This window comes from Holdemania sp. 1001302B_160321_E10, assembly GCF_015552275.1.
GTDB lineage: Bacteria > Bacillota_I > Bacilli_A > Erysipelotrichales > Erysipelotrichaceae > Holdemania.
Map to the genome: position 1 here is coordinate 143,669 of NZ_JADNEM010000003.1, position 18,804 is coordinate 162,472.

At 52.7% G+C, this 18,804-nt stretch carries 10 protein-coding genes; 6 read left to right on the top strand and 4 right to left on the bottom strand.

Annotated features, from left to right (window positions below):
* The first annotated feature begins 21 nt into the window (after nt 1–21).
* The 4 genes from I2D94_RS02895 to I2D94_RS02910 are packed head-to-tail and all read left to right on the top strand — an operon-like array spanning nt 22 to nt 3,719.
* Nucleotides 22–1,113 (top strand): PTS fructose transporter subunit IIC, encoded by a 1,092-nt coding sequence (locus I2D94_RS02895; protein WP_195395550.1) that lies wholly within the window; start codon nt 22–24, stop codon nt 1,111–1,113.
* Between the two features lie 22 nt (nt 1,114–1,135).
* Nucleotides 1,136–2,011: a ketose-bisphosphate aldolase gene (locus I2D94_RS02900; protein WP_195395551.1), complete on the top strand. Its 876-nt coding sequence runs from the start codon at nt 1,136–1,138 to the stop codon at nt 2,009–2,011.
* On the top strand, nt 2,008–2,670 hold the full coding sequence (locus I2D94_RS02905) for an aspartate/glutamate racemase family protein (RefSeq protein WP_195395552.1): 663 nt from the start codon (nt 2,008–2,010) through the stop codon (nt 2,668–2,670). The genes I2D94_RS02900 and I2D94_RS02905 overlap by 4 nt, the downstream gene beginning before the upstream one ends.
* A gap of 5 nt (nt 2,671–2,675) precedes the next feature.
* Complete coding sequence (locus tag I2D94_RS02910) at nt 2,676–3,719, top strand: transaldolase family protein (RefSeq protein ID WP_072685096.1); 1,044 nt, start codon at nt 2,676–2,678, stop codon at nt 3,717–3,719.
* Nucleotides 3,720–4,289: 570 nt separating this feature from the next.
* Here the strand turns inward: I2D94_RS02910 and I2D94_RS02915 are convergent.
* From I2D94_RS02915 to I2D94_RS02930, 4 genes are all read right to left on the bottom strand, one after another.
* Complete coding sequence (locus I2D94_RS02915; protein ID WP_195395553.1) at nt 4,290–7,520, bottom strand: exodeoxyribonuclease V subunit beta; 3,231 nt, start codon at nt 7,518–7,520, stop codon at nt 4,290–4,292.
* Nucleotides 7,501–10,170, bottom strand: coding sequence for a PD-(D/E)XK nuclease family protein (locus I2D94_RS02920; protein ID WP_195395554.1), 2,670 nt, complete (start codon nt 10,168–10,170; stop codon nt 7,501–7,503). The genes I2D94_RS02915 and I2D94_RS02920 overlap by 20 nt, the downstream gene beginning before the upstream one ends.
* Before the next feature lie 113 nt (nt 10,171–10,283).
* Nucleotides 10,284–11,942, bottom strand: a complete 1,659-nt coding sequence (locus I2D94_RS02925) for a DUF1700 domain-containing protein (protein ID WP_072685093.1) — start codon at nt 11,940–11,942, stop codon at nt 10,284–10,286.
* Nucleotides 11,920–12,258 (bottom strand): PadR family transcriptional regulator, encoded by a 339-nt coding sequence (locus tag I2D94_RS02930; RefSeq protein WP_072685092.1) that lies wholly within the window; start codon nt 12,256–12,258, stop codon nt 11,920–11,922. Before I2D94_RS02930 ends, I2D94_RS02925 begins: the two co-directional genes overlap by 23 nt.
* 170 nt (nt 12,259–12,428) lie before the next feature.
* On the opposite strand from I2D94_RS02930, the gene I2D94_RS02935 reads away from it, so the two are divergent.
* Both I2D94_RS02935 and I2D94_RS02940 read left to right on the top strand, forming a co-directional pair.
* Nucleotides 12,429–13,235 carry a hypothetical protein gene (locus I2D94_RS02935; protein ID WP_072685091.1) on the top strand — a complete coding sequence of 269 codons (807 nt, stop codon included), beginning with the start codon at nt 12,429–12,431 and terminating at the stop codon, nt 13,233–13,235.
* 385 nt (nt 13,236–13,620) lie between these two features.
* Nucleotides 13,621–18,792: a Cna B-type domain-containing protein gene (locus I2D94_RS02940; RefSeq protein ID WP_195395555.1), complete on the top strand. Its 5,172-nt coding sequence runs from the start codon at nt 13,621–13,623 to the stop codon at nt 18,790–18,792.
* The last annotated feature ends 12 nt before the right edge of the window (nt 18,793–18,804 follow it).

Here is an 18,804-nt window from a genome sequence, read left to right on the forward strand (position 1 = left end):
AAAGAAAAGAGGGAGAGTTTAATGAATTGGAAAATCATCAAGAAACACATCATGACCGGGATTTCGTTTATGGTTCCGGTCGTCGTCGGCGCCGGGCTGTGCCAGGCGTTGGGCGTCATTCTCGGCGGTCCGAATGTCAAGGACGCCGTCGGCAGTTTCGCATACATCATCTACAAGGTCGGCAATCTGGGGATGTCCACGATGATCATTCCGGTCATCTGCGCCGCGATATCCTATTCCATCGCGGATAAGCCGGGCATTGCGCCGGGGCTGGTCGTCGGTTTGGTGAGCGCGGAAATCAAGGCAGGCTTCTTAGGCGGATTGGTCGGCGCGTTTTTAGTCGGATATGTCGTCAACGCCATGAAAAAATATATTCATCTGCCGGATTCGATGAAGGGCCTGATGCCAATTCTGATCATTCCGTTCTTCGCTTCGCTGATCTGCGGCGTGCTGATGTTTACGGTGCTGGGGACGCCGATCGCGTATTTCATGGAGGCGATGACGCAGTTTCTGGCGAATCTGTCAACCGGTTCCAAGTTTGTCTACGGCTTCGTCATGTCGGCCGGTTCGGCGTTCGACTTCGGCGGTCCGGTCAACAAGACGGTTTCCTTATATACGACAGCGATGTTGGCGGATGGAATTTATGGGCCGAAGGCGTGCCACATGGTCGCGTGCATGATTCCGCCGATGGGCGTGCTGATCGCCTGGGGATTAGCGAAGATTTTCCGCAAGCCGATTTATACGAATGATGAAAAGGAAAATCTGAAGGCCTGCTTCCCGATGGGGGTATGTATGATTACCGAATGCGTTATTCCGTTGGCGATGAACGATCTGTGGCGGGTGGTGCTGTCCAGTGTTCTGGGCGGTTCGATTGCGGGTGGTCTGTGCATGGTATGGGGCGTCGAGAGTCCGGTTGCCCATGGCGGCTGGTTCGTTATTCCAACTTTCACTAACCCGTTGGGATTCGTCGCGGCTTTAGCGATTGGCAGCATCATCATGGGCGTCGCATTGTTTGTTCTCAAGCGTCGTTTAACACCGAGTCAGGAAGCTTACGGCATTGATTATACGCAGGCTGACGACGGCGAAGTCGCCGAAGTCAACATCACGTTTTGATCAGAAACAGGAGGGATTTATCATGTTAATGAACATGCAGGAATTTTTAGCCGTCGCAGAAGAACATCACTTCGCGGCCGGCGCCTTCAATGTTACCGAGGTCGCGAATTTCCGCTGCGTCATGGAAGAAGCAGAAGCGCAGAAAGCGCCGACGATCATCGCGATCGCCGTCAATGAGCTTGACTTCTGCGGCCCTGAATTTTACAGCTATGTCCGCACGCGGCTGTTGGAAAGTCCGATTCCGTTTGTGCTGCATCTGGATCACGGCCGCACGCTGCAGGATATTCTGCGGGCGATTCAGGCCGGATTCACTTCCGTTATGTTCGACGGTTCCGAGCTGCCGTATGAGGAGAATATCCGCCAGACGAAAGCGGTTGTCGATCTCGCCCATCTAGTCGGCGTTTCCGTCGAAGGGGAAGTCGGAACGATCGGGATTATGAACTATTCCGATGAAGGGGGAGTCGATCATATCATCTACACCCGGCCAGAAGAAGTCATTGATTTCACAGCGAAAACCGGCGTCGACAGTCTGGCGGTCGCGATCGGGACTTCGCATGGCTTATATCCGGAAGGCTTCGTGCCGAAACTGCAGCTGGACTTGTTGAAAGAATTGAAACAGGTCAGTCCGGTGCCGTTGGTGCTGCACGGTGGTTCAGATAATCCGGATGAGGAAATCCGTCAGGCATGTCAGATCGGTATCCGCAAGGTCAACATTGCCAGCGATTACAAGGCAGCCTATTCACGGAAACTGAACGAAATCATGAATGAAACCGGCGAATTCAAGTTCTCAACCTTGATGCCGAAGGGTTTTGAAGCGGCGCGCGCGGTCATCCGGCACAAGATGGAGCTGTTCGGCAGCGTCGGCAAAGCGTCTGCTTATTGGGAGAAATTTCTATGAAAAAGATGGCGATCATCCATACCAGCGCCGTGTCGCTGCAGGATCTGACAGCCTTGTGTCAAGAGATCATGCCGGAGGTGGAAATCATCAACATCATCGACGATAGTTTGTTAGCGGAGGTCAAGCGGAACACCGGGATCACCCCGGCTGTGATCAGCCGGATGTGCCGTTATGTTCAGTCGGCGGAATCATTAGGTGTTGATTTGATCTTCAATCAGTGTTCCTCGGTCGGGGAAGCCTTTGCGATTGCCAGCCGGTGTACGGCGATTCCCACGCTGAGAGTCGACGAACCGATGGCGGAAAAGGCAGTGAGTCTGGGTGCGCGGATCGGCGTAATCGCGACGGTGGCGTCGACGGTAAAACCCAGCTGCGATCTGATCCGGACGACTGCCCAACGGCTGGGCAAGGAAGTGGCCGTGCAGGAATATCTGGCGGCGGAAGCGCTGGACATTCTGATGAAAGAAAAGGATGTGGATAAGCATAACCGGATTGTTCTGGCGATGATTCAGCGGGCAGCGGCAGAAAACGACGTCGTTGTGCTGGCGCAGGGCAGCATGATCACCTTGCTTCCTTATTTAAATGAAATGACCATACCAGTGCTGACCAGCCCGCGCTCAGGCATCGAGCGCGCCTGGTCGATGCTGCAGGAGAAAGAGTGAAGTCCATGGAAGAAAAAACTTATTTTCACAGAGTGAATGAACTGACGCCGACGCGGTTCTGGATCAATAATGTGACGCAGGAAGAGGCGAAGCGGGCCTTGGCGGAAGGGGCGTGCGGCTGTACGCAGAATCCGGCGTATGTCTGGAAGATGATGCAGCGGGAAAGCGAGCTGCCGGAAATCCAACAGTTAATAATGCGGCTGCGGGATCAAGGCGTCGCCCGGGATCAGATTTTGATCGCCGTGCAGCGGGAGCTGGTCGGCCGCATCGCCAAACTCTTTTTACCGCTTTATCAACAGTCGCAGGGGCGATGGGGATATGTCAGTATTCAGGGGGATCCGTTCCATGAGGATTGCGATTCGATTGTAAAGACCGGGTTGTTCAATCGGGAAGCGGGCGAGAATATTATGATTAAGATTCCTGTTACGGAAGAAGGGTTAAAAGCCATCAGTATTCTGGCGGCTCAGGGCGTACCGATCAATGCGACGGAGGTGATGTCGGTTCGTCAGGCCATGGATGTCGGTCGGGTATATGCGGAAGCGACAAGCCATTGCGTCAGGAAGGCACCAATCTATTACTCGCACATCACGGGAATTCTGGACGAATATCTGTATAAAACAGTACAGGAAACGGAGGTCGCCATCGCCTCAGATGTGTTGTTTCAGGCCGGTATTGCGGCTACGAAAAAGACCTATGCGATGACCCGGACCCAATATCCGGATGTCGGCTTCATCGGCGGCGGTGCGCGGGGACTGCATCATTTCACAGAGATGGTAGGCGCTCAGGCTTGCGTTACGATCAACTGGAAGGGGACTGCCGATCAGTTGATAGATCAGAATCCGCCGGTGATCGAGCGGTTTGCCCAGCCAACGCCGCCCGCCGTGCTGGATGAGCTGCTTGAGAAGCTCCCGGATTTCCGTAAGAGTTATTGCCTGCATGCGATCGAACCTTCGGAATACGAAGCTTTCGGACCGGTCGTCCTGTTCCGTTCGTCATTTGAATCGGCGTGGAAACAGGCGCAGTCCTTGATTGACAGTTTAATCGGCTAATTTGATTATCCCTGGCTGAAAACAGTCAGGGTTTTTTGAATGATTCCCCCGGAAATCAACGATCAACGACGAATTTCAGCGCAATCGTTCAAAATCGTGCGAAGAATTAAAAATATGTTATAATATTAGCTTTTATTTTTGCGCTTAATTTTGAATGATAATCTTGAAAATCGGCGATAAACGATGAAATTCAGAGTTATCATTCAAAAACGTGCACGAATTAGAAAAAGTGATATACTATTTGGCTTTTTTATGAATGCTTGGATTAAAAATCAACGATAAACAATGAATTTCTCAGTGATCATTTAAAATTAAAAAACAGTTACCATTTCATGGTATAATTTATTTTTATGATCAATGTGGCTCTGATAAAAGAGTATTTTTGATGATCCGCAGGGTGAAGGCTGGTATTCTTTCAGCTTAAACGACCCGGGAGGAAACGATCCTTAAGCATTGAGCGTCATGGAGTGAATTGGGAAAAATTGTGATTTGTTCCCATGAGTTTAATTTTAAGAAGATGAAAAAAAGCGAAGCTGGATGATCAGATCGCTTTTTCTTTGGGTTCGGTTTTTACGCAGCTGCCAATTCAGCTTCAGGCGTCATTTCGATGAACTGATCAAGATCAAATGAGTACAGATAGGCGCGGATTCTTTTGTCCGGAATCATTTCGCGCAGACAGCGCAGATAAATTGAAATCTGCCGGGCATACAACATTTTTAACTGGTCGGCCTGGGCATGACGATCACTCTTGAAATCAATCAGTATAACTTCATTTTCATCCTGTGCGACATAGTCCATCTGCCCCTGAATTAATTCGTTGCCGGAAAGGACGGCGAAGGAGAATTCCTTTTCAACGGACATTGTTTGACAGTGCTGAAATAACGGCTGTTTGTTCAGCTGAAGCAAAAGAAGGATGTCAGAACGTCTTATTTCCGGAAGCAGGCCGCGGATCTGACTTTCCGTCCAATCTCCTTCCGGCAGGTGTTCCACCGCTTCATGCAGCTGGATGCCCCGCTGAGCTGGCCGGACAGCTTTACTTTTTGGAAACAGCGCAGGAATATATGCGGTCTGTTCTGTTTCCGACGGCGTCAGGGTGACCGGTAAGGGCTTTTCTTCCGTATAGCGCGGCAGGGAGATGACCGCTTTGCGGCGGTGCTGAAGCTGCTGGACCTCCCAGCGATCTTCAATCGTCCGGACTTTCCAGAAGCTGGAGTTACTTTCGCACATCGCGGATAAAATCAGGTCCGTCGTCCCTTTGCGTTCCAGCAGCGTGTTCATCGTTACCGGTTTATGCGGCAGCTCGCCTTTGATCGTATCGACCAGAATCATCTGATTCTGCGCCCGGGTCAGGGCGACGTAGAGAATCCGGATATTTTCTTCCAATTCTTCCAGCGTGATTTTATATTCGATCGCCTGCCGGATCGCGGTCGGCCGCTTAAACCGCCATGGCAGCTCCAGCGCCGGCAGGCCGATCCCCAGATCCGCATCCGCAATGCACGTTTCTTTTTTATCCATAATGTCGATCCGGCTGCTCGCCCAGTAAAAGACGACAGGAAACTGAAGACCTTTGGATTGGTGAATGGTCATCACTTTGACAACGTCGTCCTCATTGCCAACGGGAATGGCTTCGGAGGTTTTTTCCTCGCTCACCTGGTCGATCATCGCGAGAAAGCCGGTCAGCGAATCGGAATGCTCGGCGCTGTATTGTTCCGCTTTCTGGCGAAGCAGGTCACAGTTGGTCCGCTGCTGAGCGGTACAATGCTCTTCATAAAAGTGATGAATCTGAAACAGCGCGTCAAGCAAAGCGCACAATCCCAGCTTTTGTGCGATGTCGTTTAACCGCTGCCGGTCAGCGACCAGCGGATGATGTTCTTCTTTCAGGATATCGAAGATCGGCCGGCGCTCCCGCTTCATTGCCAGACGTGCCAATTCCTCGTCATCCGCCTGATAAAAGTCAGAGGATAACACGGCGGTTAACGATAAATTATCGGCCGGATTGATCAGAATTCGAAACCAGGAAAGCAGAATCTGCATTGCTTCCGATTGATAGAACCCTGCTTTCGCGTCGATGTAATAAGGAATGCCTGCCTGATCGAAAGCTTGCTTCAAATGGGATTTAACCGCATGGGAACGCACGAGCACGACGTAATCTTTCCATTGCCGGAAGTCTGAGGTTTCGTGCATCGTTAAGATCTGTTGGGCGATGTACTGCGCTTTGATCTGATTGGCGGCGAGATTTTCCGCCCCCTCATCCTGATCCTTCAGCGCTTTGGTCATCAGCGCATGGAATTCAACCGGATAGTTGTCCTGCTTCTGAGCCGGAGCGCCGGTTTTTACGCAGTCGTGATCGGTGTATTGATCGGAACAGCCGGGAATGTTCATCAGCCGCAGAAACAGATCATTGTTGAAATCGACGATCATCTGCTTGGAACGGTAATTGCTGGAAAGGTGAATAAAACAATTTTCCGGCCGGGCGTCGTTCATCAAATTGCGCATGATCTGCGGCTTTCCGCCGCGGAACCGGTAAATCGACTGCTTGACGTCGCCGACGCGGAAGACGTTTGCGCCGCGGGAAATCAGATTGATGATCGCATTCTGCAGATCATTGGAATCCTGGAATTCGTCGACCATGATTTCATCAAAGCGCTCCTGATACCGCTTCGCGGCCAGATTGTTTTCCGCGGTTAAAATCTGATAGGCGAAATGTTCCATATCATCGAAGTCGATCCCTTCCTGCGCTTCCTTCAGCTGTGCATACAGCGCAAGGTAGTCGAGCGTCAGCGCCGTTAACGGCTTCATGATCGCATAGGTCAATGTCAGGTCGGAAAGCAGGGTTTCCTCGGTATAGGTCCGGCTGACAAGATCCTTTGCCAGCGCGTTGAGCTGTTTGCGCAGCGCGTTGAAATCCAGCGCGTCTTTCAGCGTACTGATCTTGGTCTGGATCGCGCCGAACAACGCGCGGCGGTATTCCCGGTAATCGTAATTTTTCGCAGCTTGAATCGCCGGCGCCAGCTTGCCGAGGAATAGAAGAACCTCGTTGGCCTGCTTTTCTTTGTCGGGATACGCGTCGAATAATATCCGCTGCATCTGGACGGCGCAGTCTTCCAGCCGTCCCGCTTCTACGGCGCAGCTTTCAAAGAAAGCTTCTTTTGCCGGGGAAGGCAGCTGATCGAGACGGGCGATCGGCGCGTAAGCTTCCGCTGCTGTTCGGATCCAGGCTTGCGGATCCTGCGACCCGGACGCTTTGGCCGCGATCGTCAGCACCGCTTTCTTCAGCTCGGATACATCCTCACTGCGGCTGGAAAATGTTTGCAGCAGTGTCGTAAACTGCGCGGGATCCTGCGCCATCTGCTTCCGGCAGGCGTGGGTAAACGCCTGCTCCTTCATCTGCGCTACTGCCGCATCGTCAAAAATCCGCTGGATGCGGGCCGGGTTTAGTCCGATCAGGGCGTAGTCGGCTTGAATGATCGACAGACAGAACGAGTGAATCGTGCTGATATGCGCGCTTTGCAGCAGGATCAGCTGCTGGCGGCAATATTGCGCTTCCTCTTCGTCCAGATCGGGTTCCTGCAGCTTGTCGTTCAGACTTTGCAGCAGTCGTTTTTTCATTTCGCTGGCTGCTGCTTCGGTGAAGGTCATCGCGACGATGCGGTCGATGCTGATGTGGTCTTCGAGCATCCGTTTCATTAACCGCGCGACCAGGACGGTTGTCTTGCCCGCTCCGGCTGAAGCAGAAACCAGAATGTTATGATCGGTCGTATGAATCGCCTTGAGCTGTTCCTCACTCCATTGAATCGCCATCCCGCACCTCCTTTCCTTCTTCTTTGCCAACCAGCGCCGCCGGTTTTTTCGGCGCTTTGCGCAGCCGGCAGACAGGTTTGAAATCACAGAATAAACATGCGCCTTCAACCGGATCCAGCTCTATCCGGCCTGCGCTGAGCTGTTGGACCAACAGCTGGTAAAGTTCCAGAATCAGTGCCTGGACATTGTCGAAGTCTTTCAGGCTTCGGACTTTGACCTGACCGTCTTTACAGGTTAGTCCCTGTACGTGCGTGCCGTCGTAATCCAAACCTTCGCACTCCTTCATCGTCCAGCCCTTGAGCTGATGGCTGCTTTGCAATTCGCTCATCCATTCATCGCGGTCAACGTCTTCAATTTCCATACGCCGGCCGTTCAGCGAAGCTTCGCTGACGCTGATCGTTTCATTTTTTAAGGAACAGTAATACGCGCCGGCCGGTTGCAGCCCGAGCTTGCGGACGGCAATGATCAGGTAGGTTAACAGCTGCAGCTGGAGTCCGGCTTTGACCCTGGCTTCGCTGAGTGTTTTGGCGGAGCTTTTGTAATCCAGAATCCGCAAGTCGTTGAGGCAGGTGTCAATGCGGTCGATAATTCCATTTAAGCGCACGGTGACGCCGCCGGTTTCAAGCAGATCTTCTTCAAAGCGGAGTTCCTGAAAGGCGGGTGCAAACGAAGTGTTTTCCTCCATGGCGGCCAGCGCCTGAAGCAGCTGCTTTAAATTCAGCTGCATCCGCCGCTGAATCTGGTCGATTTCGGCATGTTGATCAGGAAACAGAGCGTCGAGCTGCTGGAAATAAGGATTCAGGATCGCGTTTATTTCTGTTTCGCTGAGGCTGGCGTAAGCCTTGCCCTGAGACCGGATACCCTGTTCCAGCAGCGCGTGCTGGATCGTACCGGTTATGGCGGCATCTACCGTTGTCAAACTGCCTCTGGATAAGCGCAGACCGCTTTTGAGGAAGTAGGCATAAGGACATTGGAAATAAGTTTCAAAGGAAGAAATACTGCCGCGCAGCACATGATCCGGGGCAAACAGACGGCGGGCGGTATCCGGCGATAGCTGATGCCGCTGATCGGAATAGACCTCGTTTTGAACCAGCGGCCACAGCACGGCGCGGGTGGCCGCGCGCTGTTCAATTTCAAACGCGACGTCCCAGCTCTTGCCTTCGTAGTTGCCGGCAGCGTAAGAATAGATCAGGCAGTGGGATGCGCTGGTGTAGATCCATTCCAGCTGGCGAGTGTAATGATCGTAGCGCTCAGCCTGGGATGGCATCGAAGTGGTCTTCAGATAATCCTCGTCAAAGATCCCGGTGGCTGCGATATTTCCCGGGAAACTATTCTGATCCGCGCCGAAAAGAATTGTCAGCGGCCGGCAGGGAAGCGGATGCTTCAGATCGGTGATCGCGATTCGGCCGTCGACTTCTTCGCTGATTTCCAGCTTTTTCTGCGCAAGCAGCGCCATGAACATGTCGAGAGCTCCCGGCTGTTCCAGCAGATCCCAGCAATCCTCCAGCGTGGTCTTCAGATTTAATAACGCCCGCCGTTCCAATTCGTCATTTAAGCAAGAATGCTGACGAAGCAGTTCATAGCAGCGGGTGAGCTTTTCGCTCAGCGGGACATCCTCCAGCAGCGGAAGCAGCCAGGGAAGCAGCTGTTCATGCACGCTCTGAGCCTGCGATTCCAGCCGCAGCAGATTTTCTTTTTCAATGATATTGAGCAGTGTGTTGCTTTCCAGCGCCTGCTGTACATGCGTGAAAACCGGCTTGCACAGATCGTTCAGGTCAAAAACAAACTGTGTCAGATACTGAACATACGCCTCGGAAATCAACGTCGGATAGGTTTTCAGCTGCAGCGTTGTCAGAACCGCCGCGATTGACGGCGCGCGGGTCAGCGACACCAAAGCGTCAAAGCAGCGCAGGATTTTCGATGGTTTCTGATAAGCAACCTGGGCCGCCGGCAGCTGGTAACGGGTCAGTACGGAGCGGACCAGCCCGCCGTCGCGCTGACTGTTGCACAGAATGATCATGACTTCCTCCGGCTTCCATTGCTCGCGCAGCAAAAGCTGGGCCAGCCCCTCTGCTTCCTGCCGGGAATTCAGCGCCTTGTAAAACCGCGTTGTCCGCGGCTGCGCCTGCTTCAGCGGCTTGAACCGCAGCCCCTGCGCCTTCAAAGCATCAAGTAAACGCTGCTGATGCAGATCCTCGATCCAGCCGGGCGTGCACTCGGCCCCGCTGAAATCGAGCGTCTGGGTTTCGGCGAGAAAACGTTCTTCCTGCAAATGTGTAAAAGGAAGATCGGCGATCAAGGCCAATAACGCCTTCAATTCCCGCTGCCCTTCGCTCTTTTCCGGCAGCTCAGCCAACGTCAGCCCGTAATCCTGCATCAGTCGCCGAAACGCAATCAGCTGGCGATGAAAATCAGGATAACGCACCATTTTGCGATAGACCCGGCAAACGCTCTCTGCCCCCTGAATCCGCATCGACGCCATCAGACTGTCCCGCGTCGCGTTTTCATTTGCCATCGCCTGCGCACGGATCAGTCCGGATACCGTCCCGAGGGCATAATGCGTCAGAAACCGCCCGTTCTGTTCCTGAATCTTCGCTTTGATCAACAGGCTGTGCAAATACCCCGGCGCCAGTAAATTTGGAATTTTCATGATGATCGCCTCCGCTGTTTTCAATATGCTTCATTTTATCATAGAAGCCCGTCCGCGGCAAAAGCCAGAACTTGCCTGAAAACGCAAAAACAGACGAATTTCAGGTTCGTCTGTCAGCGATTAATCAACAAAAGTGTCTGATTCTCGTCCATCGCCAGTTTTTCAAGCGTCGGATGCGAAGCTTCAACGATCAATGGGGCCGATCGCATGCCATCGTCGTCCATTGTATATGTTTTTCCTTCCCGCATGCCCCGCAGAAGAATCTTCAGCGCCGTGCGGAATTTGTCCGAACTGCCGTGAATCGCAACGATATTGACGGTTTTAACATATTCGTAATTCGGCGGATTAAGCTGGTCGTTATAGCGTGGTTCATACTCGCCCGGCGGCAGGATCAGCTGCAAACTGCCGTAGCCCAGCTTTGGATTCTCGCGGAAAACGATCTCGTCAAAAGCAAACGATAAATAAACTCTGTCCAGATCATCCGTTTCCATCAGATGGATGATTTGCGGCTGAAACAATTCCGGGAAATCCTGGCGGATCGGAACCTCTTTAAAACTGGAGAATTCGACCATCGTCAAGGGGACGCCAATGCCTGTGATCACCACGCTGATGATCAGCGCGATCAACAGCGGCCGTTTTTTCGTCGCCGGATGCACGATCCGCCACAAGGCGGCGACCGCCGTCTGGAAAATCCCGATCAAACCCAGACAGATCAACATGAGGCCCCACAGCTTCGCGCCTTGAAATAACAGGAAAACCAACAAGCCGAAGGCAAAGCAGAACGCAAACTCGCCCAGTCCCAGCGGAATCAGAATCATCAGCGTGATCAGCTGGACGATCCCGATCATCAGCCGGGCGGCAATTTTTCCAATCCCCCAGCCCTGCTTTTCAGCCGTTTTTTCCTCATTATTATAATAAGGGTAACGGCCGCGCGGCTGAATCAGCGGATCGATCGGATCTTCCAGAATCCGCGGTTCGTCGAATTCCTGACTGAACGCCTCGTCGATTTCCGCTGCGATCTGCTCTTCCGTCTTCGCCGCCGTTTCCGCCTGGGCAAAGGCTTCTTCCTCTTTGCGCTGCTGCGCTGCTTCGTTTTCCGTCTTCGCAAGATTTGAATTTACAGTTTGCGGGACGCCGCTTTGGGGAGAGCAGGCGTCGTCATGGCGCCTGCCGAAATTGAACCGGAGCGGTTTTTCAAACAAATCCCGAAGGGTGACCGGCTTGTTTTCCAAACCCTGAGAAATAAAGCTCGCCATCAGCAGGACGACCAGGCAGAGATAAATCAGGTTGATCGCCAGACGAACGAAGAAGTTCAAAGCTGCCGCTAAAAAGCCCGGCAGGATGGCGCGCAGAAGACTGACGATCAGGGCTTCCAGCAGGGAAAACGGGATTTTCATCAAACCGACGATCACCAGTGCGATCAATACCAGCGCGATCAGCCGGATCATGGCCTCGACGCTGAGGGTGTTGAAGTGTCCGGCGAAGTAGCTGACCACGGAGTCGATCCCCTGGGTCATCACGTCCACCACATTGTCGATGATATCCCGGCTTGAATCGCGGGTGTACTTTTCGTTGATTTTGTACGCGCTGAGAATTTCCCGCGCCAGATCGTCGAGGTTGCCGAAGTCGGCGACCGCTTCATCCTCGGTTTTGCCTTCCTGCAGCTTGTTGTCGATATACCCGGAATACTCGTCCAGAATATCCTGGATTTCATCGCGTTTCAGCAGATGCAGCTTGTGTTCTAATTTATCAAGAAATTCCTTCTTGGTCATCGTGATTTCCCCCTTCCAGGAATAGATTTAATTGCTTGGAAAATGCCAGCCATTCCGTTTTGAGCTGATTCATCGTTGTCAATCCCAGCGCGGTGATGCGGTAATACTTGCGCGGCGGTCCTTCGGTAGATTCCACCAGGTAGGTTTCGAAATACTTTTCGTTGGTCATCCGCTTGAGCAGCGGATAAATCGTGCCTTCGTTGACTTCGACGACTTCGCAGACCCGCTTGACCAATTCGTAGCCATAGATGTCGTGCTGACTGACGACAACCATGACGACCAGATCGAGCACGCCTTTTTTAAATTGTGCGTTCATGGCGATCCTTCCTTCTGATTACCATGCTAAACCCACTACTTTGCATTGTCAAGTAGCTAAACAAGATAATTTTGCCAGTTTTTACGGCTTGGGGACAAATTTTACTTTTTTTTATTGCCTGATTGTGATAAAACAGATATAGAAGAAACGAAACAGGGGGACCAAACGAAATGGCAATTTATCAAATCTTAGAAGAAATTAAAGATGTCAGAAAAGAAGGAGAGCTGTGCGAGTTCAACGGCTACCTGGAAGATTACCTGGAAGTCATTGATTCTTCCGAAGATCAGCCGATGAAGGATATCCTGCACGCACTGTTTGAAGAAAATCATGATTTGAAGATCTGCGTGAATCTGCGCGCCGATATCAACCGGCAGGTGATTTCCAATCAGATCATCCGGTATAAAGATGCATTTAAGCTGCAGGGGCATCCGGTGATCTGCCCGATCATCGTTTATGGCAAGCAGGACGATGCCGAACGCGCGCTGATCTTAGTCAAGCACAGCGACCGCAGCTATCTGTATGCCAAGGGTCTCTATTATACGCTGACGGAGCCATACAGCTTCCTGGCCGACTGCAAGAACGAGCTGGTCGCAGTGACCGCCGAGAGTGTCGACGGCGTTCTGGCGACGTTCCGCAAGCTGTTCAGCGTCAAGGCCGGCGCACTGCAGCGGGAAGCGGACCGCAGCCGTTTCTCCAACTATGAACAGCTGAAGAAGGATGCGCTGGACGAAGCGGAAGCCGTCAGGGAAAATGCGGAAACCGAGCTGCACGAAGCGGAAGACAAAGAAGCGGCGATCTATTCGCTGGTTGTTCGTTGGTTCTTGTTGAAAAAAGTGGTTTACGTTCAGTACATGGTCAATAAAGACATGCTTCAGAACGTTCATGAAGGCAACATCAAGAAACAGCGCAATCAGGCGAAGATCAACGCTGACGAAATCCCGTTCATCTCTTACAGCGAACTGTGGAGAAGCATCTAATCCAGTAAATCAAGCGGCAGTCATGGGAAAATCACTCATGACTGTCTTTTTTTTGTGTTTCGGCATTTTTCATTGAGCAATCGCTTAAAAAATCCGGAATAAGTAGAAAATCTAACCAAAAAATAACCTCGCTTTGATAGGATATAACCATCAGGAGGTGCATCGAGTGCAAAAAGAACGGGTATTCTGGTTCTTAAACCGAATGATCTTTCCCCTTCCCGGGAAATCTGATCAAAAAATGACGCTGCGGCAGTCCGCGCAGAGGTCCAGGATGAACTTCCGTAACGGACTGACAGAGAAGAATCCGCCAGGACCGGTATCCTGAGTGCAAAGGATTCGGATTCCACGGTATAAAAGTTTCAAATATTCTGAGAGGAGCAGGAAAATGCAAAGAAGTCTACAAAATCTGATGAATAAGCTGTTGAAAACCGGCGTAGCCATGATGTTGGCTCTGACCGCAATAAACTATCAGTCCGTCATGGCGGAAGGCGCTGAGCCGAAACAGCCGGGCGAAGGGAATACGGAAATGCGGGAGGGTCAGAATAATGATCAGGAATCGGAAGCCGGGAACACTCCGGCGACGGCTGATCCGGTGAATTCGCCGACGCCGACCCCGGAAGTCGCGCCTACGGCAACCCCGGAAGTCATGCCGACCTCGACTCCGGAGGCCACCCCGGCAACAACGCCGACTTCGACGCCGGAAGCCACCCCGGAAGTCACGCCGACTTCGACGCCGGCGGGCGATGAAATCCTGAATCCCGATCTTGAAAATTCACAAACATTCGATTACAAGATCACCTATGTGATCGAGCCGGAAGCAGCGGCAATGATCGAAGGCCCATCCGGCATGAATGCGGAAGACGAAGCTGTCTTCACGGTTGAACCGGCTCAGGGATATCAGATCGTCAGCGTCATGGTGAACGATGAACTGACAGAGCCGATGAATACGGCGGATGAAACAGAAACAGACGGCGCTGAAAAAGTAGCCGTGCAATATTCCATTGCCTCAGCGCAAGACGATGTCACTGTCGTCGTAGCACTGGAAAAAGAGGAAACCCGCATGCCTGCCGCCGTCTATACCGCTGAAACGGAAGACGCAATCATCACGGTATCCGCACCGGAAGGCGCATTTAGTGAAGAAGTCCGGCTGCAGGCTGAAAAGATTACGCAGCCGGAGGCACTGGAAGCCGTGGCCGATCAGGTTGAAGACGCGCTGGATGAAACGCAGCTCCTCGTCGCTCTGGCCGCTTATGATCTTACATTTTACGCGGTGAACAGTGGGGAAGAAGTGGAGCCGGACAGCGGTGTTTCCGTCAATATCAGCTTGAAAGCGCCGCTGACGGAAACCCTTTCAGAAGTTGCTCAGGAGTCGGAAGTGCAGGTTGTGCACGTGCCGGACGACGCGGCGGCTGAAGTCGTCGCCTCTGCGCAAAATGCCAAAACTACTGAAATTACCTTTGAAACAGAAAGCTTTTCCACCTATGTCATCACGATGACGACGAAGGCGGCAGCCGGGTATAACGATAACGTTTACGCGACGCTGCAGGCGGCCATCAACGCCGCCGCGCAGGCAAACGATGCCAATCCGGTGATCGAGCTTCAAACTGACGTTGCCGAAAGCGTGACCGTACCGAAGGCGAAATTTGCGCAGCTGACGATTCATTTGAACGAAAAGACCTGGACGACAAACGGCGCATCGGCGATCACCGTCGGCAGCGGTTCCCTGAAAATTGAAAACGGAACGATGGAGGCGGCGGATGTTTACCGTCTGATTACCGCCAACGAAGCCGATGTATCGGTAACGAACGTTACATTTCTGGGCGGATACAACATTGACAACGAAGAAACAATCTTGATCAACAGCAACCGAAAATCCGCAGGCGGCATGGTGCTGGTGGTTAACGGAAATCTGACCGTGGACGCCTGTACGTTTGACGGCGCAGCCAAAGGAATGGTGAGTGACGTCGTTTACGGCGGCGCGGTCGCCATGATCTCCGACGACGCCGATCAAACGCTGGCGTTCTCATTGACCAATTCAACGTTCAGGGGAAATCTGGCGCAGTATGGCGGCGCAGCAGCCCTGATCATCGACGGTCAGGCCGCTGGCAGAACGATTGATCTGACAGTTGAAAATTGCGAGTTTGCCGATAACCGGTATCTGTCTAACGGCGGCGCGCTCTACGCCACAATCAATAACGCCAACTCCAACCCGACCTTCAACGTCACGATCAACGGCGGGCAGTTTGCAAACAATAAACCGCTGGCCAACAGAGGCAACGGCGGTGCGCTGAGTATCCAGGGACAGACAAACGCTGACGCTTCGCTGAAGATTGCCGGCACGACAATCACCGGTTCGCAAGCCTTGAGCAGCTATGGCGCAGCGATCTCTGCCGAGAAAATTCCGGTGACGTTAACAAACGTTAAAATCAACGACAATATGACCTCAGGCAATGGTACGGTCTACGTAACCGAGAGCAGTCTGGTAGTGAAGGATTCCGAATTCAAACAAAATTCCGCGTCCAGCGGCGGTGCGATTTATCTGAATAAACCGACGGCAGACTGCCTGTTCCAGAACACGCTCTTTGACGGGAACCAGTCGACCGCGACATCGAAGTTCGCAACCAACGGCGGCGGCGCCGTATTAATCAACGCCATCCCGAATAACCGGAATCTTCAATTCGAGAACATCACGGCGATCAACAACAGTGCCAAATACAATGGCGGCGCGCTCTCGTTGAATGCCAGCGGCGCCAACGAGATTCACGTCGAGATCAGCGGCCGGATTGAAAACAACACGGCGGAAAATAACGGCGGCGGGATTTATCTCAATAAGATCAAAACGACGACGCTGGCGGATGTGATCATTACCGGCAATACCGCGAACAAGACGTATCAAGGCGTTGGCGGCGGCCTGTATCTGGCGCCGGTCTCCGGAGCCGTTCTGAACTTGAACGACGGCACGCGGATCTACAAGAACTTTACGCCGCACGATACAATGGTCAACAGTCAGGCCGGCGCTGTCGGCGCTTCCTCTGAAATTCTGGCGGCGAACACCGCGTCCGCCAAAGCGACCATCAACATCGCGGAATCGGCCTTGAAAACGGAAACGGAAGACGCGATCTATACGCTGAACCTCTATACGCAGAAAAATTTAAAGGACATGTATCAGGGCTATTACAGTCTGGTGGAAGTACCGAAGCGAATTTATTTAGCAGCCGACGAAACCTTCCATACCGGCGAAAACGATCAGGTAACCCGGACGTTGGCGGAAGCGGCGCAGGCAGCGCAGGATCAGGGACTGAATAAAATTTATGTCTGCACTACCGTCACGGTCACGGCGGCCGATGAGGAAATTCTGAATCAGCGCGGACTGACGCTGGTCCGCTGCAGCGAGCACCACGACTCCTCTTTGCTTGAGATCAAAGGCGAAGTGACGCTGGACGGCGCGCATCTGGACGGCGCCAGCATTGAAAGCCGGAATTCGCTGATTTCGGTCGGCAGCAACGCCAAATTGAACATCACCGGAACGACGTTGATTGAAAACGGCGTAGCGGACTACGGCGGCGGAATTATCGTGAATCAGGGCCTGCTGAACATGACCGGCGGTACAATCCGCGGCAATCATGCGACAAAGCTGGGCGGCGGCGTTTATGTCCAGGGATATAAGGCGGTCGTTAACTTTGACGGTGGTACGATTATCGGCAACCATTCCGCGGTTTATGGCGGCGGCGTCAACGTAAGCGATAAAGGAACGGTGAACTTCGGTCTGTATGACGGCCGGACGCTTGTTACCCAGAATACCAGCGTCAGCGAAGGCGGCGGTATTTGTTACGAATATTCGTCGCAGGGCAAGATCTATCTTGCGACCTTTACCGACAATGAATCCACGGCCAATTCCATGTATGTCAGCGGCGGTGCGATCTCGATCCAGCAGAACGCTTCGGTAGAAATGAAGAACCTGTATGCGAGCGGCAACCGCTCGACCAGCGGTTATGCGCACTATGGCGCGCTGTATACCTGCCCGACTGGGGAAACGGCGATCTTTGAGATCAACGGCGCACTGATCATCGACAACAAAGATAAGAACAATTACAGAACCACAGATATTTATCACAACAGCGGCCGGGACGGCAATCGAGTTTACGTTTCCGACGTTGCGCCGGGCGGCGGCGAGATCACATTTGTCCGCAGCAGCAATCCGGATGAAGTGCTCGACCGCAGCGCTTACCAGTATACGTCAAATTCCTTTTCGATGATCAGCCAGGCTTCCGAGCAGACCCGACAATGGGCTAAAGAAGCGGCCGAAGCGCACGGCGTCGTCGTGACCGGAAACCGGGGCGGCGGCCCGGGCTTCGCGATCGCCAACAACGGTCATTTACAGATCGGCTCCGATACCGAGGCATTGCAGGTGATCAAGACCTGGACTGACGCCAATGGCAAACCGTTAAAAGAACATCCGGATCAGGTGCTGGTCTACCTCATGCGCGATGGCGTATCGATCGATGAAACGACCCGCAAAGACGCCTCGGTCATCCTGTCCGAGGACAATAACTGGAATTATATCTGGACGAATCTGGAACCTGGCCATGACTGGACGATCGTGGAAGCGGGAATCGACGGATACTCGGCGATCATCAGCGAAAAGGTCAAGGCCGACGCACCGTTCAACGGCGAATTCGAAGTTGAAAATTTCTATCAGGTCAAACTGGATAACCGCAAGGATGCGCAGGTCAAAAACTATACCCTCTCTGTTGGAAAAACGGTGATCGAGCCGCAGCCTTCCGACGCGGTGTTTGAATTTACAGTCAAGCTGGGTCCGACAAAAAACAAGTTGTCCTATTATATCACGTCGGCCGACGGCCAGAAAGGCAAGCTGAAGCCGGTCTACGATTCGGAAAACCTGACGATCGTCTTAAAAGGCGGCGAGCAGTTTACGTTAACAGGTCTTACGCAGGGAACGGAATATTCCATCGAAGAAGCCAAAGGCGATTACCTTGTCTACATTGACGAGGTCTTCACGGAAGACCGCACGGCCTCCGGCGTCGTGATGAACAACGCGATCGAGATTGCCTACACAAACATTGCCAAGGTCAACCTGGCGATTGAGAAACAGCTGCAGCGTTACAGCGAAACGTACAAAGGCGCAACCTTCGTCTTTGAAATCACCGGCACACCGGAAGATGAAAACAATCCGGCAGGAGCCTATAACAACATCGTCGCGCTCACTTTTAACGGCGCAGGTTCTGAAACCGTGGAAATCAACGATCTCCCTTACGGACTGAACTATACAGTGAAAGAAATTTACAGCGGCAGCGTCTATGATGCCGCAGGGGCGGATACCTTCCAGCTGCCGGTCTCGCTCTGGAGCGCGTCGGCGGATCAGATGCCGGAAGGCGTTACATTGATGAGTGATGAAAACGGACGCCGGCTGGGCTTGAAGGTGACGGCCGTCAACGATTTCAACGAAAATCAGAACAGCGGCAGCGGCGTGATCAACAAGTATGCCGTTGACAACGGAAAGATCGAAGTCACGCCGGTTTACGAGAAGGCTGAATAAGGAGGAGTACCA